The sequence below is a fragment of the Providencia sp. PROV024 genome (assembly GCF_032709665.1).
Lineage (GTDB): Bacteria > Pseudomonadota > Gammaproteobacteria > Enterobacterales > Enterobacteriaceae > Providencia > Providencia huashanensis.
This window is the reverse complement of record NZ_CP120545.1, coordinates 491,757-513,342: the sequence shown is the minus strand read 5'-3', so window position 1 is coordinate 513,342 and position 21,586 is coordinate 491,757. Positions and strand designations below refer to the sequence as shown.

Sequence of the window (21,586 nt, the reverse complement as noted above, 5' to 3'; positions counted from 1 at the left end):
ATCTTTTTAATATATTGTGTTTTTTAATTAACATATATTTACATACCCATAAAAAAGCACAGATATTCAACTTAGCCACTATAAATAAAAGTAATCAGTTGAAATAACTATCTGATGAAGAATTACTGTATAACACTCGTTTCTTTAGGTAAATCAAGAACTAATTCATCAAGTACTGACCATGTTGCTTTACTACCTGATTTAATGTTACCGCTAAATTTAAATCGTTGCTCACCAAGTGGAATTAAAGGTTTAAATAATTCATCTTCTTCAAATGTTACACCAGCAACTTCAAAACTATCTAATGCCATATAAATAGGAGAATCATTTTTTACTACTAACTCGTTACCTTCAACCCTAAAACTTAGCTTCTTTTGAGCATCTTCAATTAATAATTTTTCAAATGCTTTTGGCCGATAGTAAACTTTAAAATGAATAGCTTGAATTGCCGTAAAATCTGTTTTCTTATTATCACCTTTAACTTCTTCATCTGTATCTATTTTCTTTGGCGGGATAGCTCTAAACTTGACAATATAAGCAGACTCACGATCCTTTGGCAAACTATCTGCATTACCTGAAAATAAAATTCGCCAATCATAAGCTTTACCTGGTTCTAGCTTAAATAATGGAGGTGTTATAATAAAAGGGAGTTTTTCTACTTTATTCTCCTTTTCTGCATTTTTTCCTGTCGCTTCACTAAAATATTCCATGGACCCCTGTATAAGGTAAGGAATATTTGTTGTTCCATTACGTAAATGAAAAGATACGCTTTTATTTCCTTCTATAAAGGTTTTTCTCTCAAAGGGAAAAATAATTGTATCTATACTAGTTTCAGCATAACCGGCATTAACGCCAGTAACACTAAAAAAGAGCAAGCATGAAAGTAAAATATGAGACAAATTTTTCATCTAAAAACCTTTCGAAAGATAAAAGAATTATACTTTAGTATAAACAGCAAGTTCTACACGAGCACGATACTTACCAGGGGTTACATTATCATTAGAACAAATAGCCCACTTAATACGCATTGTTTGTGCAATATTCGAAATAGATTTAAAACTGAAATCTACGGGTTGGTTATTAAAGTTGATCATTCCTTTCTTATTTTCATCCTTGCAAGAAAAAGCAGAATTATCACCCTCACGATAAGGCATTCCCATTAACCAAGGAGGGCTTGATGCTGGTTTACCTTCTAGAGTATCAAAAAATAGTTTGGTGGGATCTGATTTTAATGTTCCCTCTTTCACTACCGCAGACATTGCCAAATCTTTATTTTCACCCGTACATGTATATTGAAAACTCGACTCTTCAATAACTTGGTTATCTCGCCCTATCGTAACATTGATATTGTCATTAACAACTTGACTAATTTTGCAAATCCTCACAATGTTCAAATCCGTTACAAAATTTAGTGGAGCTGTGGCATCAACATCCGTTGAATTTCCATGAGCCACTATATATAGTTTATCACCGGTATAGCTAAGACGACCTGGGGAAATAGTTTTATTTGTATAAAGTTCAAATTTCCCATCAGCATATAGATTAATAGCTTTAGTTCCCCCACCTGTTGTAATGGTATCAGTACCAGGTATCAAACAAGTATTTTGGTTATACCATGACTCTAAGTCAACTAATCCATCATGTTCCTGAGTAAACAGCCTACCAGAGTAGCTTGTTTTTAAATACTTTCCACCATTTCCAGCCCCTGCACCTGTGAGAGCAATATGATAACGAATTGAAGGGACAACCCAAGCTTTCAATGTGCTATCCCTTGAATGTACTAAAGGAAAACCACGACGACTGCTATTTCCAATTTTCTCACCTATATTTCCGTTACACCTAATTGAGCTTGTTGAAATTGAAAGTAAAGAAAAGCTTTGATTCCAAGATTTTTGATATGAAGGTGAGTATATTGGAGATAGTGTTATTGACGTTCCACCAGTTAGCCGTCCTTCGACTAAATAGGGTTGATTCACACCTTTCGGCTCATCTAAATCTATTAAACCCTGTAGTACAAGGGATATTGGTGGTAAAAGAACAGAACTTTCCGCAATATTAGGCATTAATGTCGATAACAGCAATGGAATGCCTTTTAATAGAAAAGTTTTTTCTTTGTGTCTAATCATCATTTTACTTTAACCTTCTCTAAATAAACTAAGCTATTACTGGCATGTTGCAGTAATTGAACGTACTGGTTGCGCTTTTGTCGACACCACATTATCTAAACCTGAATATGCAGCTATACAACGCTGGCTTTGGCCATTACCCCAACGAATATTTAATTTACCTTCTGTAGGAAGTCCACTCATAAATAACTGATTATTATCACCAACTATACCCGTGTTCTCTTCAGTTACATTACTCTCTATGAGCGTAGCAATGGCGCCAAATGGCACAATACTACCATCCGCCATTTTTAACGTAATAATCGCTTGATAACCTACTTTCGTATCAAACTTCACTTTTACCACCGCACCGTCAGAAGGGTAAACTGTTTTAGTGGTTTCTTTTAACATCACATTTTCAGGTAGTGTGTTCACATCCATAGAAATAATGTTAGAGTTATATGGTGAAACATATGGATAAAGCGCATAACCTGAACTATTTACAACACTATCTTTATTATTCGCTTTCGCACCTGTTGCTTCTGGTGCTTCAATAATCGCCATACTACTTCCCATAGAGCGGCCGAGTAAAACGCCACCTTGGTGAAGAACAACACCACCGTTCACACTACCATTCACAGAGCGATTATTTTTAGAATAATTATAGCCAGCTGAAACAGTTCCTTTTGATCCAGAATAGTTTCCATAAATAGAGCCGCTATTACCGACACCTTTATTGCCATACCCCTGAGAAACACCATAAGACAGCTTATTATCTAAGAAACTACCACTTAGACCGACTTGCTGAGTAATGTTGTTATTGTTATCTTGGCTATAAAAATAAGTACTAGACATATTTCTAACCATTTCATTATTCGAGAAAATACTGAAAGGTACGCTAACATTCACCGATATTTGACGATTTTCTGGCCATTTACCATCATCTTTTACTCGATCTATACTATAGTTCACTGAGTAATTAATCTTTTTAAACGTAGCATTATAACCCATAGCTAATTGACGAACTTCTCGATTAATTTCCCAATAATCATAAATACTGCCAGATAAATAGATGCTGCCATATTCACCTAATGATTGCCTTATTGCTGTCGTGAAGCTACTACGTTGGCGCTGATTTAACCACGGTGCCACATCATCTTTCAAACGATAGTCATGATTATTAAAGTCAGCAAAGCTAAAATAAGAACGAGTCGAATAACGTAGTGCCGTTAAGTCAATAGAAGTACCCGTTGTTGTTAAACTTTTAGAATAACGAAGACGAAAAGATTGCCCAGATCTATCACCTAACTCACCATCCATATTAGCCGTTGAATGGGTTATATCCGCAGATAATGCACCAAACCGGCCTAATGAAACCCCTACACCTGCCGCCGCTGAAAAATAGTTCTTTGCCATCAACAAACCGCCGTATAGGGTACTATTCGTTGGTAAACCATAAATAAGTGAACCTAAGAAAAAATCAGACTCTCGAGATCCTCTTGTATAACCACCATCATATCGTCCAGCACTCGTTTCATACTTATAACCACCAGGACGTAACATCACTGGTAATGATGAAAACGCGATAGTAAAGGTTTTTTCTGTCCCATTTTCTTCTCGGACAGTCACGTCTAAGTCACCTGCGTTACCTGTCGCATAAATATCTTTTAAGCTAAATGCGCCTGGGGATACATAGGTTTGATAAACAATATAACCATTCTGACGAACTGTGACCTGTGCATTAGACTGTGCAATACCGTTGATCTCTGGTGCATACCCGCGCTGACTGCTAGGTAGCATTTGTTCATCTGATGTAAGTTTAATTCCTTTAAAGGGAATAGGGTCAAATACATCCGCCCCCGTATTAGTCTCGCCAATAGTTAGCGATGAACGAATTGAATGAAGGGCTCTCATAATGTAAGTATTTGAGAAGTGCGTTGACGAATTTGTTCCAAAATCACCAGAACTTCTTGAATAGGACATATTAGAACGTAAGCGCCAAGGACCCGCATTTAAACCTGCACCTATAGTAGAAAATATGCTATCCGTTTTTTGAGTACCTATAGACTTGATATCAGTACTTGATTTATTACCACTCACAAAATAATTAAAAAATAGCGCAGGGATACCATCATCCAATAATTTAGGATCAATATACCCTTCAGACTTGTCTAGCATTGCAATTTGTGGAATAGAAATTCTTAATTGCAAACTTCCAATATCTGGTGTGACTGTGGCATCCTTAATATAATCTGCAATATTTAAAATTTTAGTATCAGCAGGTAACGACTTAAGTGATGGTATAGCTTTAACATTCACTCCCCAAGATTCTAAAAGCGCAGGAGTAAATTCAGGAACAATAGTACCTTGTACATTTGGCACAAACTTAATGAGTTTATCACCTAAGTTATTGCGATTAACATGCACTCGAATATGGTACTCTCCAGCTGGAACACTATTTGATGCACTAAATTGAGAGAGATCGACAAGAGTTGGGTCAACTCCTAATTGGCTTTCCAGCATACTAGGGTCAAAGTAGTCATCGCCATAAGAATATAGAGATAAACAGATCAATGTAGATAATAAGCTGACTTTTAAAAATTTTCTTTCCATCCCAATAGCCTTTATTTATCTTTATATTAATTTAATCGATAGCCTACTGAAAACTGAACTATCAGTTTAATAAAAAAGTATTATAAATTTTTCGTAAATAGCTATTTACGAGCCAGTATTTTCACTGATCTTTAAATAAAATTTTTCAGTTGGAGTACCAAAGTCATTTAATAACCGCCAACTTATTTCCCCATTAATATTATTTCTGTTAATTTTGTAATAATCATACGGAGGAATTAGCACTGATGAGCTTTGCATATTACCTCCCACATTAAAATCAACCACAGTCATATAATAAGGTGTTGGATTATAAAAACTCCAACCGCCATCTTTTTTTACTAAGGTAAGCTTTTTATAATCTTGTTGACTCGGAGATTTAATTAATTCCGGTCGATAATAAAGCTTTATAACAATCGCTGTGACAAATACCATCCCAATTTTATTCTCATCACTTTCATTTTTATTTACTGATGGTAATGCTCTGATTTTAAAGTAAAATATTGACTCTTTATCTTTTGGTAGCTCATCAATTTTATTTGGTATTATCCTAACTGAATATTCGCTTTTAGGTAATATTTTAAAAAGAGGTGGTGCGACAATAAAATTATTAACTGCCCCCCCATCAACTTCCTTTAAAATCGCAGATTGTATTAAAAAAGCATCATTTGTTTCATTACGTACCTGAGCTATTTGGCTATTATCTTTTTCAGAAAAAATAATTCGACTCTGATTCAAAGCTATTCCATCAGCCTTTGCACATGAAAAAATAAAAACAAATGAGAAAGATAACAAAAAAAACCTAATAACCATAATAGACATGATAAATCTCTTAATCTGCAATATAGGTTAATGTTAAGGTAGCTTTAAACTTACCAATATTGTCATCTACCGCACAATTTACAGTATTGTTTTTACACATAACATATGCATAAAAATCTTTTGAAAGTTGGTCTTCAACAATATTATTCCAAATAACTTTATTTGTATTTGTGATAAAATCTTGATCAGCAGGCTTAGCATTATCCTTTTTAGAGATTCTTACTGCAAATGTCTTACCTGGATCATCAAGAAAACCATCATTTTGAGTATAGTTCCCTTCAAGGGTAAGATAATTATTTTCAAAATTTTTAGTTTTACATTTTGATAATGTAACTGTAAATGGAAGTTTAAGTTTTCCATCAGATGCATCTTTTTTAAACTTATGCAATGGTATATTTCCAAAATCTACAACATTATTTGATGTACCTTTAATTGCTATTTCACATGTATTTTTAGGTACTGTAACATTAAAAGTAAATTCATGTGTACCAGGCGTATTAGCAATAGCCCCACCCATTAAACTGAATAATAATAAAATATAACCATAATTGTTTTTTACTAAAGCACTCATTTTATATCACCTTAAATTATGGTTGAACTAATGTGATATCCACTGAAGAAACCAACTCTCCAGGCGTTAGTTCTTGGGAAGAATCTAATTTAACAATACTAACTTCAAAATGTTTTTCTAAATTACCATTTTGCTCAATGTTAAAATTAATAATACCACCTGAATTAACATCTACTATTTCACAATTTTTCTTATCGTTATCACAACTAGATAAAATAAACGCTGCATGTGTAACATTATTAGCTGGATGAAGGCGATTATCTTGCGTTACAGACGTACCGTTGGCCGCTGTGATTTTCATCATAAAAGGAGAAGTTGCATTATTAGAAAAATCAAAATCCTCACAAGAATAATTAAATGTAAATGGTTTCACATACGTTTTATCATTCAGCGATAATTTAACATTACGTGTCAAAATTACATCTGAAAAAACAACTTCCTTATCTGGTACTGCAACGCTACATGTACCTTTAGAAACACTGCCTATTACTTCCAATGTTGTTTGCGCATACGATAGTTTTGCCATTGGTAGTAATAATACTAATATTGTCAGTATTATATTATGACATTTAGTAAAAACATTAACGTACCTGTCCGCTATAAACATTTTCGCCTCCTAAATCATTTATAACAGTCCATTGGGCAGTTCCACGACGTCCATTCTCTGGAACGATATAGCTCAATGAGTTATACGGAAAAATCATGGTATTATTTTTTTGTAGGCTTAAGCCAACCTTAACACCATTAATTTTCAGTTCATTTAGTGAAATAAAATAGGGTGAATTATTTTCAACCATAACCCCTGTTGGAGTTGATTTAATAGCCAACTGGCTATACGCATCAGTCGGTAACATTGTCAAATTTGCAGGTCGGTAAAATAATTTAATGATATTGTTATAGCCAATATTCAGTGCCGTACTTTCCAATGGGCCATTTGTCGCAGGGATCATTCTACCGCTAAAATAAAATATTGATTCACGGTCTTTTGGTAACGCATTAGGTAATGCGTAAATTCTTATATCTTGACTTTTACCAGCATCAACTTTAATTAATGGTGGTGAAATAGTAAATGGAGCCTCACCAACACCGTTAGGTGTTTTAGAAATGGTAAATTTAGCTAGATAATTAATATCCGTATTATTTCTGGCACTTATTGAAGTACTTTCTTCACCTTGTATATACACTAAACGAGTTGCATTTAAACCAATCCCACTTGAATACGCAGGTAAAGTCGTTAACGAAAACAACAGAGCTAAAAAAGGTGACTTAATTCCTAATAATTTCTTGTGCATAAAATTTTTCATCTCTTTTGTTTTCATTATCAATATCCACAAACTAAAGATTAAAGAAGAGGCTTTAAGTAAAGCCTCTTCTTACTCGAACTAATAAAATAATTAGTTATAAGAAACAGTGAAAGTTACTGGCACGTTCAACACATCTGGAGACACACCAATTTGTGTCAGAACTAATTTAGCAACCATAGGAATAGTTGCAGTACCATTAGCTTCGATATCAGAAGCTAATTTCAGCTCAGTATCAGCATTAGGAGTTACTGCTGTAGCGCCTGATTCTAAGCTAACAGCTAAAGCTTGAGCGCTTTTGTTTGCGAAGAATTCTTTGTAACGAGTTGACTCTTCACCATCTGCACGTACGAAGATAGCTGCATCTTTAGCTGCGGCTTTAGAACAGTTAGTCAGAACTAAGTTAAATTCTTTATTAGGACCTAATTGGTCTTTCACATTTTTACCCGTTGTTTGGTCAACAGTGAAAACACCCCAATCAACAACAGAACCTTCAGTTGTAGAATTAACATCACAAGACGCTGCACGTAATTGAGCTTTAAATTTTACAGTTGTACCTGTTTTGCTTGGCTCATCTGCTGCGAATGCAGAACCAGCAACCATAGAACCCGCTAATACTGCTAATACTGCTAATTTTTTATTGAATAACATATGTAAATACCTCTGTATTTATGTCGTCATGTAAGTAGTGAAAGACACAATTTATTATTAAAAGCCAAACCCACAACATCCGTTTACAGCACTAAAATCATTGTTATGAGTTTGACGAAGTTATTGTTAACTTTATTAAAGCCAACATTAAGAGCATTAAAAATCCTTTTAATCCCTTTTTAAAACCAAGTCAGTAGAGATGGTTTTAAAAAAGAGCTATTTCTATATCGCCAAATTTGAGAGACCAGAATCAATATAGAAATAGTAAAAGGACAAAAATTTAAAACTTTAAAACATTAGAGAGTTCGATTAATTTTTATTACTTCCTGTGCTAAAATTGAGAATCTATATAAGCCTCTCAATATTTAGTTATTCCTTTCTTACTTAAACCACCTCTATTTCAAACAAGTAAAAACACTTAATCAAATATTCAAACGCTCCGTTGTTTTCTGAGACTAATTCTAAGGTAACAATATTTATTGTCAAAATTACGCTTATAAAGATATTCAATGAGACATTAAATCTATACTTGCTAAATAAAATAGATTTAAATTCTTTATTATAGATTTTATGATATATTTAAGATCGTGACTTAGGTTAATTTATATAAATCGAAAAACACTTACTTATAATTATTTCAAGTTGTAAGTAGTTGTGTAAATTAACGTTAATATATTTAGTGTTAAAAATTTCACAATTAACAATCAAAAACAACAAGCAAAAAACAATTATCAATGCAAATAACAACAAATTAAGTTAAAACCAGATTTTTATCTCATACTGCAAAATCATCATAAGATAAGTCTTAATTGAGACTTACATTAAATAATAAATAAAAACCTCATGTTTTGTGTTGATTTTGTTAAAAAAAATAATGACTTTTGTTTCAGTTAAACTCGTATTATTTATCTGCTGTATTCGTTTCAACCTAGGTTATTTTAAGATAATCGTTTGCTTATATTTATTTTCTAATGGGAATTAGATAGATAATATATTCACTTAGTTATTTTCTACGCCTTGAACTGTGATGCGCTTTCAATATCAAAAATATGATAAACTTATGCACAGTTGATTTTGGAATTTTTCGGTGTTGGGGTCAGTAAAATGAAAAAAATGAATGAAGATAAGATACTGGTAATGGCAGAACGCATTTGCCAGTCAAGAGGCGTTAGATTGACTCCACAGAGAGAAACTGTATTACGCCTTATCGCGCAACAACACGGTGCTATCAGTGCCTACGATTTATTAGACTTATTACGTGAAGTTGAACCACAAGCAAAGCCCCCTACCGTTTACCGTGGGCTTGAGTTTTTAATGGAACAAGGCTTTATTCATAAAATAGAGTCAACCAACAGTTATGTCGTTTGTCACCACTTTGATAACCCTAGCCATATTTCAGTGATGTTAATTTGTGACCACTGCGGTAGCGTAACTGAAAGTGATTGCACAACCATTGAAGCCGCTATTATCAGCCTAGCGGAAACCAACCAGTTCCGTTTGCGTCATACTGTGGTTGAAAACCATGGCTTATGTAAAAACTGTGATGAGATTGATAGCTGCCAAGATCACGCACATTGCCACCATGACCATCAACAGCCTATTACTACAAAGAAAAAGTAATAAATAGAAGTGGTAGAGTTAACGGTGTTGCTTATATAAGAAAAGAATATTCGATGAGATGCAAAGAAAAGAGACAAAAGAAAAGGAACAAGTAAAGCAGGCAGATCTCTACACATCAATTTGAAATCTGCCAGCAATCATTGAATTATCAAACAAGCAGCGTCAACTTACCGCTTACCAACCTGATAATTTAAGAATTAATACCAATCACTATTGCGGATCACGCCAACCGCTAAACCTTCAATTGTGAAGCTTTGTTCGCGTAAATCGACAATAATTGGTGCAAATTCAGGATTTTCAGCAATTAACTCAACACGATTACCTTGCTGTTTAAAGCGTTTAACAGTCACTTCATCATCAATACGCGCAACAATCACTTGGCCATTGTGTGCATTTTGTGTTTTATGAACCGCTAGTAGGTCACCATCCATAATACCGATGTCTTTCATCGACATACCATTCACACGTAATAGAAAATCTGCGTGAGGTTTGAAGAGTTCTGGATCAACTTGATAGTGACTTTCGATATGTTCTTGCGCTAATAAAGGTTCGCCAGCGGCAACACGCCCAATCAAAGGTAGCCCTTGATCATCAGCTTCTTCTTCAAGAAGCAAGCGGATACCCCGTGATGCCCCAGAAACAATTTCAATTACACCCTTGCGAGCCAAGGCTTTTAAATGTTCTTCTGCCGCATTAGGCGAACGAAAACCCAGGCTTGCTGCTATTTCAGCACGTGTAGGAGGCATACCCGTCTGCGAAATGTGATCACGCACCAGATCATAAACCTGCTGTTGTCGAGCCGTCAGTGCTTTCATTCCGTTCCCCTGTTTGTTTATACAGTCAGACTGTGAGTATATACAGGTAAATGAAGATTTGGAACAGTTAAATTGCTGAATTTAGGCATTTGTTATCGATTGACTTCTTTTTCGACTTTAAACTGTTTTTATTAACTAGCTGGCAAAATAACGTTGCCATAAAACCAGAGCCCAAATAAAAAGTGCTAAACCAATACTGACAAACACTGCGGCAGAGCCTATATCTTTCGCGCGGCCTGAAAGCTCATGGTATTCACTACCAATACGGTCAACAACAGCTTCTACGGCACTATTTAATAGCTCAACAATCGCCACCAGCACCACTGAACTAATTAGCAGTATTCTATCTATATAACTGATATCTAAGAAAAAGGCGATAATAATCGCAATTACTGCTGCAACAGATTCTTGACGAAATGCCGCTTCGTTTACCCAAGCGGCTTTTAGCCCTTTAAGGGAATATCCCGCGGCTTTAATTACACGGGTAAAGCCCTTAGTTTGACTTGCCATATTTATTCCTTAAAAAATACAAACAATAATCGATTTTTACGGTCAAAGTGAATTGTCAGTAACAGATCTGCCAGTAGATTTCTGGTATGATTGCGCAGCATTGTTAACAAGAGGCTATAATCATTTATGTCACTATGGCGTAAAATATATTACAACACGTTGAATTTACCACTTAAATTATTGGTAAAAAGTAAACTAATTCCATCGGACCCTATTGCAGAGTTGCAGCTTGATACTAACAGGCCAACACTGTATGTATTGCCTTACCACTCTAAGTCCGACCTCCTAACGCTACGGCATCAATGCTTGGCTATCGGTTTACCTGACCCTTTGGTTGATAACGACATCAATGGCACTAAGCTCCCTGCTTATGTGTTTATCGATGATGGCCCTCGCGTATTTCGCTATTATTCACCGGACCCGCGTAAAGATTCCGTCAAAACATTCCATGCTTATTTAGATTTGCACAAAAACAACCCTAATCTAGATATTCAAATGTTACCCGCGTCTGTAATGTTCGGGCGCTCTCCTGGTCGTGAAGGGCATACCCCTGCACCACCACTGAAACTATTAAATGGGGTGCAAAAGTTTTTTGCTATCCTGTGGTTAGGTCGTGACAGTTTTGTTCGCCTATCGCCACCCGTTTCTATTGGGAAAATGGCTCAGGACCACGGTACTGACACCATTATTGCCAATAAACTGGCACGTGTCGCCCGTATTCACTATTCACGCCAGCGCCTTGCTGCGGTTGGCCCGAAACTGCCGGCACGCTATGAACTATTCAATAAGCTTCTGACCTCAAAAGCAATTGAAAAAGCCGTCGAAGACGAAGCACGCAGTAAAAAAATTCCATTGAAAAAAGCGCAGCAAAACGCAGTGAATATGATGGAAGAAATTGCTGCGAACTTCTCCTATGAAGCCGTGCGTTTAACTGACCGTGTGCTCAGTTGGACATGGAACCGCCTCTATCAAGGTATTAACGTGCAGCATGCTGAGCGCGTTCGCCAATTAGCGCAAGATGGTCATGAAATTGTGTATGTGCCCTCCCACCGAAGTCACATGGACTACTTACTGCTCTCCTATGTTCTTTACCATCAAGGTCTCGTTCCACCGCACATTGCTGCTGGTATTAACCTAAACTTCTGGCCTGCCGGTCCGATTTTTCGCCGTCTTGGCGCATTTTTTATCCGCCGTACTTTTAAAGGCAACAAATTGTATTCCACGGTTTTCCGTGAATATTTAAGTGAACTGTTTGCTCGTGGTTACTCTATCGAGTATTTCGTTGAAGGTGGGCGCTCCCGAACAGGCCGTTTATTGCAGCCCAAAACCGGGACACTATCAATGACGCTGCAAGCCATGCTACGTGGCGACTCACGCCCTATTACTATTGTGCCTATCTATATTGGCTATGAACACGTAATGGAGGTAGGGACCTACGCAAAAGAACTGCGCGGGGCAGAAAAAGAGAAAGAAGGTTTATTTTCCATGATCCGCGGGTTGCGCAAACTGCGTAACTTAGGTCAAGGGTATGTGAACTTTGGTCAGCCAATTTCTCTTTCTCATTATCTGAACCAGCGTGTCCCAGATTGGCGTGACTCAATTGATCCAATTGAGCCACAGCGCCCATCGTGGCTAAACCCAACAGTTAGCTCGTTAGCGGATAACATTATGGTAAATATCAATAATGCTGCCGCCGCTAACGCGATAAATTTATGTGCAACGGCTTTACTGGCCTCACGCCAACGTTCATTAACACGTGAACAACTCATTGAGCAAGTGGAATGTTACCTGCAATTATTACGTAATGTGCCGTATACGCCTGATGCGACAACGCCTAATAAAACGCCGGAACAACTGCTCGAACATGCATTGCAGATGGATAAATTCGAGGTAGAAAAAGACAGCATGGGGGATATTATTATTCTTCCTCGCGAAAATGCCGTTTTAATGACCTACTACCGTAACAATATCCATCACTTACTGGTACTACCGTCATTAATAACCAGTATTGTGCTGCATCATGAACGCATCAGCCGTCAAGAAATTTACTATCAAGTGAGCCAAATCTACCCGTTCCTAAAAGCAGAATTGTTTATGCGTTATAACGATGAACAGCTGCGTGAAACGGTAGATACTCTAATTGATGAACTAAATAATCAAAAGCTTATCTGCTTAAGAGACGACGATATGGTAGTGTTGAACCCACGCCGTATTCGCCCATTACAGCTCTTAGCAGCAGGTGTCCGTGAAACACTACAGCGCTACGCAATCACGTTGTCATTACTCAATGCCAGCCCTGAAATCAGCCGTAATACGTTGGAAAAAGAAAGCCGCATCCTTGCTCAACGCCTTTCTGTGCTGCACGGTATTAACGCCCCTGAGTTCTTTGATAAAGCAGTGTTTTCAACTCTCGTTGAAACGCTTAGAGAAGAAGGCTATATCGATAATAATGAAAACGATATTTTTACCACTAACGCCAAGAAGCTATATGCAGTCCTTGTGCGCCTAATGTCCCCAGAAATTCGTTTAACCATTGAAAGTGTTAGCCAAGCTGATGAATTTTCAGAAGAAAAGAAAGAAGCAATACCCGAGGTAACGGCACAAACTACTGAGCCAGAAAAAGACTAGTTCGGTTTTGTGAAGCCTATAAAGCAAAAAGGTAATGTTTTTCAACATTACCTTTTTTGTTGGCTCATGGAAAATGATTTACTCGCTAAAAATAGCTCACCATAATGCCAATAAACAAAATCAAACCAACGAAATTATTATTCATAAAGGCTTTAAAGCAAGGAGCACGCTCGCGGTTCACCATTAGTTGTTGTTGATAAATAAATAACCCTGCAACAAGCGCCAAAGAAAGATAATAAGTTATCCCTAAGCCTGCTAAAGAACCTACAACCACCAGCAAACCCACCATCAGCAATTGCAATAAGCCGATAATTAATTTGTCATATTGACCAAATAAGATTGCTGTCGATTTCACACCGATTTTTAAGTCATCATCACGGTCAACCATGGCATACTGTGTATCGTAAATCACAGACCAAATAATATTCACTAAGAATAATAACCAACACACCAGAGGCAGTGCTTCATTGACTGCAGAGAACGACATCGGAATTGACCAACCAAATGCAGCACCTAATACTACCTGAGGTAAATGACTGACTCGCTTAACAAAAGGATACACCCATGCTAAAGCTAGGCCCGCAATAGATAGCCAAATTGTCATTGAGTTAAGCGTTAAAACGAGTAAGAAGGAAAAGCCAACAAGCCCCGCAAACAGTATTTTAGCTTCCCTTTCAGTCACATCCCCACTAGGGAGTGGCCGATGCTTAGTGCGTTCTACGTGACCATCAAAATGACGATCGGCAAAATCATTAATGACGCAACCTGCGGCACGCATAAAAAACACCCCAGCAGTAAACACGATCAAAAGATGTAAACTTGGTGTGCTTTGAGCTGCAATCCATAATGCCCAATACGTTGGCCACAAGAGTAATAGTGAACCAATGGGCCTATCTATACGCATTAAACGGCTGTATGCATGCCATTTACTTAGCGTCATACTTCCCTCCACTTTGTCGTGCTCCTTATTCGATTCCATCATACTTCAAATTGGGTATATGTTTATACCACTCAATTCTGTAAGCCACTGATTTATGTTTGTTGGTGTTGCGTACTTACTGAATTTATGAAAATTTAAAATATTTAGGATAATTAACGATATGCAGGTGATTCAGGTAAAAATATTTCTGTTAATAACAATGGTTTAGCCGATAGTTTTAATCGAGAACTGCGAACCCAACGACCAGCACTAGAACCTATGCGAATATAATCCCGAGTTAAGCCATCACGGCTGAATAAATAACGCCCTAGAGGCATTCTACCTATATCAACCAATTGCTGGTCTTCATCAGTCAATGTTTCTTCTGGAATGACAGTACGGCCTAGTAACCAAGGAATACCATCCCCATACATGACGACTTCCCTGACCCAATAACGAGGGCTTTCAGGTAAAGACTGTGCCTCTTCAGTGCTCAACATACCTTGCGATACATAGCGTTCTAAATAAGGTATCACGGTAACTTGCTGGCTGTGTTGTTCAAAGCGTTTTGTCATGGAACCAAGTTCTAACAACCAATCTAACGTATTGGCAGGAACTATTTTATCATCCTCAGCCAACCAATGAATGGGATGGGAGGTAAATAGTGTTTCATCCATTACTTAAATTTCCACCATGGATAACATGGTTATGATTTACTGTATTTCTTAGACGGTAGGATATCACGTTGTTTTGCTACAGGGTTAAAGTTAGCTAACAATTTATATAAAAAGTCACATTTTCAACACAAAATGTAAAAAAATAGTGAATAAATTTTTAATTACTAACGAGTTATAAACGATAATAAAATTTATTAACATCGTAATAATAAGAATTTATTAGGCAAGTCTCCGTCATTCATTATCTCAATAAAGCGGGAAGTTTTTACAGCTTCCCGCTTTTTCTTCATAAGACAGTGATATGACGTAATAAGAAAGGTTAACGCCAAGCTTTATAGTTATTAATCAAACCATTAGTCGAACTATCATGGCTATTGACTGTTTCGCTATTTTCTAACTCAGGCAAAATACGGCTGGCTAATTGTTTTCCTAATTCCACACCCCATTGATCGAAAGTGAAGATATTCAAAATCGCCCCTTGCGTGAAAATCTTATGTTCATACATTGCGATCAATGCCCCCAGTGAATAAGGGGTAATGGATTTCAATAAGATTGAGTTGGTTGGGCGGTTACCTTCGAATACCTTATACGGTGCCACATATTCCATGTCAGAGACATTTTTACCTTGCGCAGCAAATTCCGCATCAACAACTTCACGAGTTTTTCCAAAAGCTAGCGCTTCAGTTTGCGCAAAAAAGTTAGATAATAATTTTTCATGGTGATCGCCTAACGGGTTATGGGTCACCGCAGGCGCAATAAAGTCACAAGGGATCATTTTTGTCCCTTGGTGAATCAACTGATAAAAAGCGTGTTGACCGTTGGTTCCTGGCTCCCCCCAAATAATTGGGCCCGTTTGGTATGAAACTGGTTTTCCATCTCGGCCTATATACTTACCATTTGATTCCATATTGCCTTGCTGGAAGTACGCTGCAAAACGGTGCATATATTGGTCGTATGGCAGAATCGCTTCAGTTTCTGATTCAAAAAAATTGTTGTACCAAATGCCAATCAAACCTAACAGTACAGGGATGTTTTTTTCTAGTGGTGTTTGGGTGAAATGTTTATCCATAGCATGGGCACCATTCAATAACTGAACGAAATTGTCAAAACCCACGGATAAAATAATCGATAAGCCAATTGCTGACCATAAAGAGTAACGGCCTCCAACCCAATCCCAAAACTCAAACATATTATTAGTATCAATACCAAACTTAGCAACTTCTTCACTATTCGTTGATAGTGCCACAAAGTGTTTGGCAATATGCTGTTCGTCTTTTGCGGTAGCCAATAACCATTCACGTGCTGAATGCGCATTTGTCATGGTCTCTTGGGTCGTAAACGTTTTTGATGCAATTAAAAATAATGTCGTTTCAGGGTTCAGTTTCTTCAGCGTTTCCGCAATTTGTGTGCCATCCACATTAGAAACAAAATGCATATTTAAATGGTTTTTATATGGACGCAATGCTTCTGTAACCATAAATGGCCCAAGATCAGAACCACCAATACCGATATTAACAACATCTGTTATCGCTTTACCTGTATAACCTTTCCACTCTCCGCGAATAATGCGCTCGCTAAATTTCTGCATTTTTTCTAATACAGCATTAACATCTGGCATTACATCTTTACCATCAACATAAATCGGTGTGTTATCACGGTTACGTAAAGCCGTATGTAACACCGCTCGGTCTTCAGTACGGTTGATTTTTTCACCACTGAACATGCTCTTGATCGCGCTTTCTAGCTCAGTTTCTTTTGCTAACGCTAACAGGTTATCTAATGTTTCTTGTGTAATTCTATTTTTGGAGAAATCCACTAAGATTTGACCATCGAACGTTGCCGAAAAATGAGTAAAGCGGTCTTTATCCTGCGCAAACAAGTCACGCATATGAACATCCTTCATTTGCGCAAAATGTTGTTCTAGCGCCCGCCATGCAGCCGTTTGGCTTGGATTAATACTTTTCATGGATAACACTCTCCAAAATAATTTAAAATATAAATATATTGTACCTCGTCAAAGATACGAGACTTATCGGTTTTCTGCGTTATGTTGATATTCCCCAATTCCACGGCACTTTTCCAGACATAATTAACTCTTTCACTGAAATACGCACTTTCAATGTCATTTAACTTTAACAGCAGCGCGTACACGCTAAATCATTCGAGTTGCATGTAGGCGACAAGAGAAGATAGACCGATGAGCATACAAAAGTATGTGATTCGGCTATCTGAGCGCAGTCAACACCCATGCAACTTGAAGGATGACCACCGCCATATACGCTAAATCATTCGAGTTGCATGTAGGCGACAAGGGAAGATAGACCGATGAGCATACAAAAGTATGTGATTCGGCTATCTGAGCGCAATCAACACCCATGCAGCTTGAAGGATGACCACCGCCATATACGCTAAATCATTCGAGTTGCATGTAGGCGACAAGGGAAGATAGACCGATGAGCATACAAAAGTATGTGATTCGGCTATCTGAGCGCAGTCAACACCCATGCAGCTTGAAGGATGACGAGTATATTGAGAAAACCGATAATGAATTACCTATCATTAGAATTACTGATTTACTTCGATTCTTGATTGACGCAACGCTAATTACCCGATAAATCTATATAAAAATATAGTTTAACGACAGGGATCGATACCATGAATACAGTAGCGTCTTTATCAGACAACAGTCAGTTTGTTATCGCAAAATTTGGCGGCACTAGTGTCGCGAACTTTGAGGCAATGAACAATAGTGCCAATATCATTCTTTCTAATCCAAATGTTCGAGTCGTTGTGCTTTCTGCCTCCGCTGGAGTCACTAATTTGCTAATAGAACTCGCTGAAGGTTGTGATATTGATAAACGCAATGAGCTACTGAAAAAAGTTAAAGATATCCAATATGCGATTATTGATAATCTGCAAACTGCTGATGTGATCCGTGAAGAAATCAATCGATTACTTGATAATATCGCTCATTTAGCTGATTCCGCGTCTCTCGCCACTTCTGACGCATTGACGGATGAAATGGTTAGTCATGGTGAATTAATGTCGACCCTATTATTCGTAGAAGTCCTCCGCCAGCGCAATACCGAGTCACAATGGTTTGATGTCCGTAAAGTCATGAGAACCAATGAAAGTTTTGGTCGTGCAGAACCTGAGTTGGAGCAGTTGAAAACCCTTGCAGAACAACAGCTGTTACCTCGCTTAGCAGAATCGGTAGTTATTACCCAAGGGTTTATTGGCCGTGATCCAAAAGGCCGTACAACAACACTTGGGCGTGGTGGGAGTGATTATACCGCTGCACTGCTAGCTGAAGTCCTAAGCTTATCTCGCGTTGATATTTGGACTGACGTTCCAGGTATTTACTCTACTGACCCACGCGTCGTGCCAAATGCACAGCGTATTGATGAAATAGCTTTCGATGAAGCTGCTGAGATGGCAACCTTTGGGGCAAAAATTTTGCATCCGGCAACACTGCTCCCCGCTGTACGTGCTGGTATCCCGGTTTTCGTTGGTTCAAGTAAATCCCCAGAAGCAGGTGGCACCATTGTTTCTGATAAAACCAGTAATCCACCACAATTCAGGGCATTAGCGCTACGCCGTAAACAAACATTATTAACTCTGCATAGCCTAAAAATGCTACATGCACGTGGTTTTTTAGCTGAAATATTTACGATTTTACTACGCCATAATATCTCGGTAGATTTAATCACAACTTCCGAAGTGAGTGTCGCTCTAACCTTAGATACAACCGGTTCAACAGGGACAAATGGCAGTTTGCTAACTAATGCACTGATGACTGAGCTTTCGGCTCTATGCCGTGTTGAAGTTGAAGAAAACTTAGCCTTAGTGGCCATCATCGGTAATGAATTATCGCAAGTAAATGGGTTAGGGAAACAAATCTTTGGTGCTTTAGAATCTTTCAATATTCGCATGATCAGCTACGGGGCCAGTAGCCACAATATTTGTTTACTGGTTCCCGGTGACGATGCTGAAGATATCGTTCGTACATTACATAGTAATTTATTCGAGTAACCAAACTACCGCTCTAAAACAAAGAAGGCGATATTCATAATCGCCTTCTTATTCAATCAGTTGACTTATTTTTTGTTTTAACACTGTCAGTGTACTTTAACATTGCGGCTTTCACACCTTTGTTCTGCTGTAATAGTGCTAAATTATGTTTGGCAGTGGCATTACCGAGTTCGACTGCGCGCTCAAACCACATGACTGCACGGAAGATATTTTTTTCTCCCCCTTCGCCACGAGCATACATTACAGCAAGGTTATTCTGTGCATCACTGTTTTTCTTAAATGCCGCATTTTCCAAAAGCTCTCGGGCCTTTAACGAGTTTTGCGCAACGCCAGTCCCCGTTAAATAGAAAATTGCTAATTGGTTTTTCGCCTCAATGCTATCCCCTTGTGCCAGTATTAACCAATTTGCAATTTGCGTAACATCGGCTTCTTTCCATTCACCAGCCAAATATAATTTGGCGAGCTTAATTTGTGCTGCGTTATAATCCTGATTGGCTAAATTTTGATACAATTCTACTGCCTTTACAGGGTTCTTTTGAATGCCACCTAACCCTTTCTCATAAAACTCAGCGACCTTCATTCCTGCTTCAAATGATTTGTTTTGTGCAGCTCGTTCATACCATGTGAATGCTTCAGCTAAGTCTTTAGTTACCCCATTGCCAAGCTCATAAACTTTTGCAATAGCCAGTTGCGCCGAAGCATTGTTTTGCTGCGCAGCCCTTTTATACCAATACATGGCTTGATAACTATTTTTCTCAATCGAGTTATGGCCTTCCTGATAAAAATCGCCCATATTGACTTGCGCAATTGCTGAACCCATATTTGCGGCTTGTCGATACAAGTAAACGGCCGTATCATCATCCTGCTCTACCCCGTCACCGTTTTCATACATAACAGCAAGGTTATTAACCGCCGCTGCAACATTATTTACCGCACTTCTTTCATACCATTCACGAGCCTTTGAATAATCAACTTCGCCACCAAGCCCATCATGATAAAATAACCCCATAGCAAACTGTGCATTTGCATGCTCTTGCTCCGCAGCCTCTGAATACCACGCTTTAGCCTGCTGATAGTTTTGCTCAACTCCTACACCATGTTCATATAAATACCCCATGGCATATTGGCAATAAGCATCCCCTTTTTCAGCGCCTCGGCGATACCAGTACTCCGCTTGTTTAAATTTTTTTTGATTTTGCAGCAGCATACCTAAATAATAATCGCCATCTGTATTATCTAAATCAGAAACTTTTTTAAACCAGCGATAAGCTTCCTGATCATTGCTCTGCAAAAAATCGGTTCCATCCATATAGGCTAGCCCGACATCCACCATCGCATCGACATCCCCTTCCTTAGCAGATTTTAATTTAGCTTTAAAATCATCAGGAAATACGACATCGTTGGCCTGACTTGCGGTTTCTAGCGGCTTATTTTTTGTAGAAGGAGCTTCCGAAGTCGCTTGAGCCAAAGACGCGGTGCTCAAACACACTGCTAGAAATAAATACCGTAATTTCATCACCATTACCCATTCATTGGCGTTATGTTATTAACATAACATTCCAATAAAAAATTCATAAGGGATTCAAGCTGAAAAAACGCTATTAGGAAGAAATTTCGTCGAAAAATTTAGGTAGTGTTCATTCATCGCTAAAACGGCCACTACCTAAACCAAAGATTAACCTATCAAAGGCTTAATTAACGCGGTAACCACCATGTTTACTGGCAAATAAATTGAATTTACCCCACTCAATCAGTAAATGTTCCAGTTTTTGGTGACTAATTTTGCATAACTCAGAAATTTGCGACACAACAAAGTGGTTTTCACTCACTAATTCTGGGGCGAAAACTTCAGCTATCCATTCACATTCTTTAGCCGTGACCAACCAACCATCATTGGTAGAAAATTTATGGACTGGGATCATGCCTTCTTTACTACTTTCTTGCGATAACAATTTGTTTTCATCTAGTTGTGCTTGATGAAATGCAGCTATTTCGTCTTGTGAAGGCACTGGTTCTACGGCTAAACGCTCTTCCAGAAATAAATAAATTTCTTCTGCACGCGCCGGTGTTAACTCGCTTTTTAGCCAAATTTGGTTAAAACAGTGCTCATCAAGGGACTCATCCGTATCGAGTTTGTCCATAATTTGTAAGATACTCATCATCGCACTGACCGCATCTTCGCTCATGAGAAATGTTTCAGGCGCCGCACTGTTTTGGATCTGATAAGGAAATGCCACTGAATGCGGCAGTTCATTTTCAATAATAAATTCATAGCTCATCATTAGACCCCTTTAATGTCTTTACCCATAAGATGGTGCCGAACAC

At 37.9% G+C, this 21,586-nt stretch carries 19 protein-coding genes; 4 read left to right on the top strand and 15 right to left on the bottom strand.

The features are described 5' to 3' along the window. Window positions 1-122: 122 nt before the first annotated feature. The 8 genes from P3L56_RS02300 to P3L56_RS02265 all read right to left on the bottom strand — a co-directional run bounded on the left by P3L56_RS02300 (window position 123) and on the right by P3L56_RS02265 (window position 8,060). The gene (locus P3L56_RS02300) at window positions 123-908 is read right to left on the bottom strand and encodes a molecular chaperone (RefSeq protein WP_166685596.1); all 786 of its coding nucleotides are present in this window, start codon (window positions 906-908) and stop codon (window positions 123-125) included. A gap of 27 nt (window positions 909-935) precedes the next feature. Further along, the gene (locus P3L56_RS02295; RefSeq protein WP_166685597.1) at window positions 936-2,129 is read right to left on the bottom strand and encodes a hypothetical protein; all 1,194 of its coding nucleotides are present in this window, start codon (window positions 2,127-2,129) and stop codon (window positions 936-938) included. 33 nt (window positions 2,130-2,162) lie between these two features. Continuing rightward, entirely contained in the window at window positions 2,163-4,718 is a 2,556-nt protein-coding gene (locus P3L56_RS02290) for a fimbria/pilus outer membrane usher protein (protein ID WP_210831923.1), read from the bottom strand. A gap of 105 nt (window positions 4,719-4,823) precedes the next feature. Continuing rightward, window positions 4,824-5,537, bottom strand: a complete 714-nt coding sequence (locus tag P3L56_RS02285) for a molecular chaperone (RefSeq protein WP_233102484.1) — start codon at window positions 5,535-5,537, stop codon at window positions 4,824-4,826. A gap of 10 nt (window positions 5,538-5,547) precedes the next feature. Next, on the bottom strand, window positions 5,548-6,108 hold the full coding sequence (locus P3L56_RS02280) for a fimbrial protein (RefSeq protein WP_166685599.1): 561 nt from the start codon (window positions 6,106-6,108) through the stop codon (window positions 5,548-5,550). Between the two features lie 16 nt (window positions 6,109-6,124). Beyond that, window positions 6,125-6,715: a hypothetical protein gene (locus P3L56_RS02275; RefSeq protein WP_166685600.1), complete on the bottom strand. Its 591-nt coding sequence runs from the start codon at window positions 6,713-6,715 to the stop codon at window positions 6,125-6,127. Next, window positions 6,690-7,427 (bottom strand): molecular chaperone, encoded by a 738-nt coding sequence (locus P3L56_RS02270; RefSeq protein WP_166685601.1) that lies wholly within the window; start codon window positions 7,425-7,427, stop codon window positions 6,690-6,692. The genes P3L56_RS02275 and P3L56_RS02270 overlap by 26 nt, the downstream gene beginning before the upstream one ends. 75 nt (window positions 7,428-7,502) lie before the next feature. Then, entirely contained in the window at window positions 7,503-8,060 is a 558-nt protein-coding gene (locus P3L56_RS02265) for a fimbrial protein (protein ID WP_198861099.1), read from the bottom strand. 1,104 nt (window positions 8,061-9,164) lie between these two features. On the opposite strand from P3L56_RS02265, the gene zur reads away from it, so the two are divergent. Further along, window positions 9,165-9,680: a zinc uptake transcriptional repressor Zur gene (gene zur / locus P3L56_RS02260; RefSeq protein ID WP_042848516.1), complete on the top strand. Its 516-nt coding sequence runs from the start codon at window positions 9,165-9,167 to the stop codon at window positions 9,678-9,680. Between the two features lie 197 nt (window positions 9,681-9,877). Here zur and lexA read toward each other — a convergent pair whose 3' ends face one another. Both lexA and P3L56_RS02250 read right to left on the bottom strand, forming a co-directional pair. Beyond that, complete coding sequence (lexA, locus tag P3L56_RS02255; RefSeq protein WP_042848518.1) at window positions 9,878-10,495, bottom strand: transcriptional repressor LexA; 618 nt, start codon at window positions 10,493-10,495, stop codon at window positions 9,878-9,880. A 135-nt stretch (window positions 10,496-10,630) separates the two neighbouring features. After that, window positions 10,631-11,005, bottom strand: a complete 375-nt coding sequence (locus P3L56_RS02250) for a diacylglycerol kinase (RefSeq protein ID WP_042848519.1) — start codon at window positions 11,003-11,005, stop codon at window positions 10,631-10,633. Window positions 11,006-11,131: 126 nt separating this feature from the next. On the opposite strand from P3L56_RS02250, the gene plsB reads away from it, so the two are divergent. Continuing rightward, window positions 11,132-13,633, top strand: a complete 2,502-nt coding sequence (gene plsB / locus P3L56_RS02245) for a glycerol-3-phosphate 1-O-acyltransferase PlsB (RefSeq protein ID WP_042848520.1) — start codon at window positions 11,132-11,134, stop codon at window positions 13,631-13,633. An 85-nt stretch (window positions 13,634-13,718) separates the two neighbouring features. Here plsB and ubiA read toward each other — a convergent pair whose 3' ends face one another. The 3 genes from ubiA to pgi form a co-directional block, all read right to left on the bottom strand. Continuing rightward, entirely contained in the window at window positions 13,719-14,573 is an 855-nt protein-coding gene (gene ubiA / locus P3L56_RS02240; protein WP_198861097.1) for a 4-hydroxybenzoate octaprenyltransferase, read from the bottom strand. Window positions 14,574-14,725: 152 nt separating this feature from the next. Beyond that, the gene (gene ubiC, locus P3L56_RS02235) at window positions 14,726-15,229 is read right to left on the bottom strand and encodes a chorismate lyase (protein WP_131680234.1); all 504 of its coding nucleotides are present in this window, start codon (window positions 15,227-15,229) and stop codon (window positions 14,726-14,728) included. 319 nt (window positions 15,230-15,548) lie between these two features. After that, window positions 15,549-17,195: a glucose-6-phosphate isomerase gene (pgi, locus tag P3L56_RS02230; RefSeq protein WP_048608830.1), complete on the bottom strand. Its 1,647-nt coding sequence runs from the start codon at window positions 17,193-17,195 to the stop codon at window positions 15,549-15,551. Window positions 17,196-17,682: 487 nt separating this feature from the next. On the opposite strand from pgi, the gene P3L56_RS02225 reads away from it, so the two are divergent. Both P3L56_RS02225 and lysC read left to right on the top strand, forming a co-directional pair. After that, window positions 17,683-17,844: a hypothetical protein gene (locus P3L56_RS02225; protein ID WP_155405749.1), complete on the top strand. Its 162-nt coding sequence runs from the start codon at window positions 17,683-17,685 to the stop codon at window positions 17,842-17,844. Between the two features lie 40 nt (window positions 17,845-17,884). Then, a complete protein-coding gene (lysC, locus tag P3L56_RS02220) occupies window positions 17,885-19,261 on the top strand; it encodes a lysine-sensitive aspartokinase 3 (protein ID WP_210831688.1) in 1,377 nt (458 codons plus the stop codon). Between the two features lie 52 nt (window positions 19,262-19,313). On the opposite strand, the gene P3L56_RS02215 is transcribed toward lysC, so the two are convergent. Both P3L56_RS02215 and P3L56_RS02210 read right to left on the bottom strand, forming a co-directional pair. Then, window positions 19,314-20,777: an SEL1-like repeat protein gene (locus P3L56_RS02215; RefSeq protein WP_210831687.1), complete on the bottom strand. Its 1,464-nt coding sequence runs from the start codon at window positions 20,775-20,777 to the stop codon at window positions 19,314-19,316. Between the two features lie 175 nt (window positions 20,778-20,952). Continuing rightward, the gene (locus P3L56_RS02210) at window positions 20,953-21,543 is read right to left on the bottom strand and encodes a hypothetical protein (protein ID WP_210831686.1); all 591 of its coding nucleotides are present in this window, start codon (window positions 21,541-21,543) and stop codon (window positions 20,953-20,955) included. Window positions 21,544-21,586 lie beyond the last annotated feature (43 nt).

Excerpts from the sequence above, each read along its gene's own strand:
- P3L56_RS02280 (WP_166685599.1), bottom strand. The coding sequence starts at position 6,108 with ATGAGTGCTTTAGTAAAAAACAATTATGGTTATATTTTATTATTATTC.
- P3L56_RS02275 (WP_166685600.1), bottom strand. The coding sequence starts at position 6,715 with ATGTTTATAGCGGACAGGTACGTTAATGTTTTTACTAAATGTCATAAT.
- P3L56_RS02265 (WP_198861099.1), bottom strand. The coding sequence starts at position 8,060 with ATGTTATTCAATAAAAAATTAGCAGTATTAGCAGTATTAGCGGGTTCT.
- P3L56_RS02300 (WP_166685596.1), bottom strand. The coding sequence starts at position 908 with ATGAAAAATTTGTCTCATATTTTACTTTCATGCTTGCTCTTTTTTAGT.
- plsB (WP_042848520.1), top strand. The coding sequence starts at position 11,132 with ATGTCACTATGGCGTAAAATATATTACAACACGTTGAATTTACCACTT.
- ubiC (WP_131680234.1), bottom strand. The coding sequence starts at position 15,229 with ATGGATGAAACACTATTTACCTCCCATCCCATTCATTGGTTGGCTGAG.
- ubiA (WP_198861097.1), bottom strand. The coding sequence starts at position 14,573 with ATGACGCTAAGTAAATGGCATGCATACAGCCGTTTAATGCGTATAGAT.
- lysC (WP_210831688.1), top strand. The coding sequence starts at position 17,885 with ATGAATACAGTAGCGTCTTTATCAGACAACAGTCAGTTTGTTATCGCA.
- P3L56_RS02250 (WP_042848519.1), bottom strand. The coding sequence starts at position 11,005 with ATGGCAAGTCAAACTAAGGGCTTTACCCGTGTAATTAAAGCCGCGGGA.
- zur (WP_042848516.1), top strand. The coding sequence starts at position 9,165 with ATGAAAAAAATGAATGAAGATAAGATACTGGTAATGGCAGAACGCATT.
- P3L56_RS02210 (WP_210831686.1), bottom strand. The coding sequence starts at position 21,543 with ATGATGAGCTATGAATTTATTATTGAAAATGAACTGCCGCATTCAGTG.
- pgi (WP_048608830.1), bottom strand. The coding sequence starts at position 17,195 with ATGAAAAGTATTAATCCAAGCCAAACGGCTGCATGGCGGGCGCTAGAA.
- P3L56_RS02270 (WP_166685601.1), bottom strand. The coding sequence starts at position 7,427 with ATGAAAACAAAAGAGATGAAAAATTTTATGCACAAGAAATTATTAGGA.
- P3L56_RS02290 (WP_210831923.1), bottom strand. The coding sequence starts at position 4,718 with ATGGAAAGAAAATTTTTAAAAGTCAGCTTATTATCTACATTGATCTGT.
- P3L56_RS02295 (WP_166685597.1), bottom strand. The coding sequence starts at position 2,129 with ATGATGATTAGACACAAAGAAAAAACTTTTCTATTAAAAGGCATTCCA.
- P3L56_RS02215 (WP_210831687.1), bottom strand. The coding sequence starts at position 20,777 with ATGAAATTACGGTATTTATTTCTAGCAGTGTGTTTGAGCACCGCGTCT.
- P3L56_RS02225 (WP_155405749.1), top strand. The coding sequence starts at position 17,683 with ATGAGCATACAAAAGTATGTGATTCGGCTATCTGAGCGCAGTCAACAC.
- lexA (WP_042848518.1), bottom strand. The coding sequence starts at position 10,495 with ATGAAAGCACTGACGGCTCGACAACAGCAGGTTTATGATCTGGTGCGT.
- P3L56_RS02285 (WP_233102484.1), bottom strand. The coding sequence starts at position 5,537 with ATGTCTATTATGGTTATTAGGTTTTTTTTGTTATCTTTCTCATTTGTT.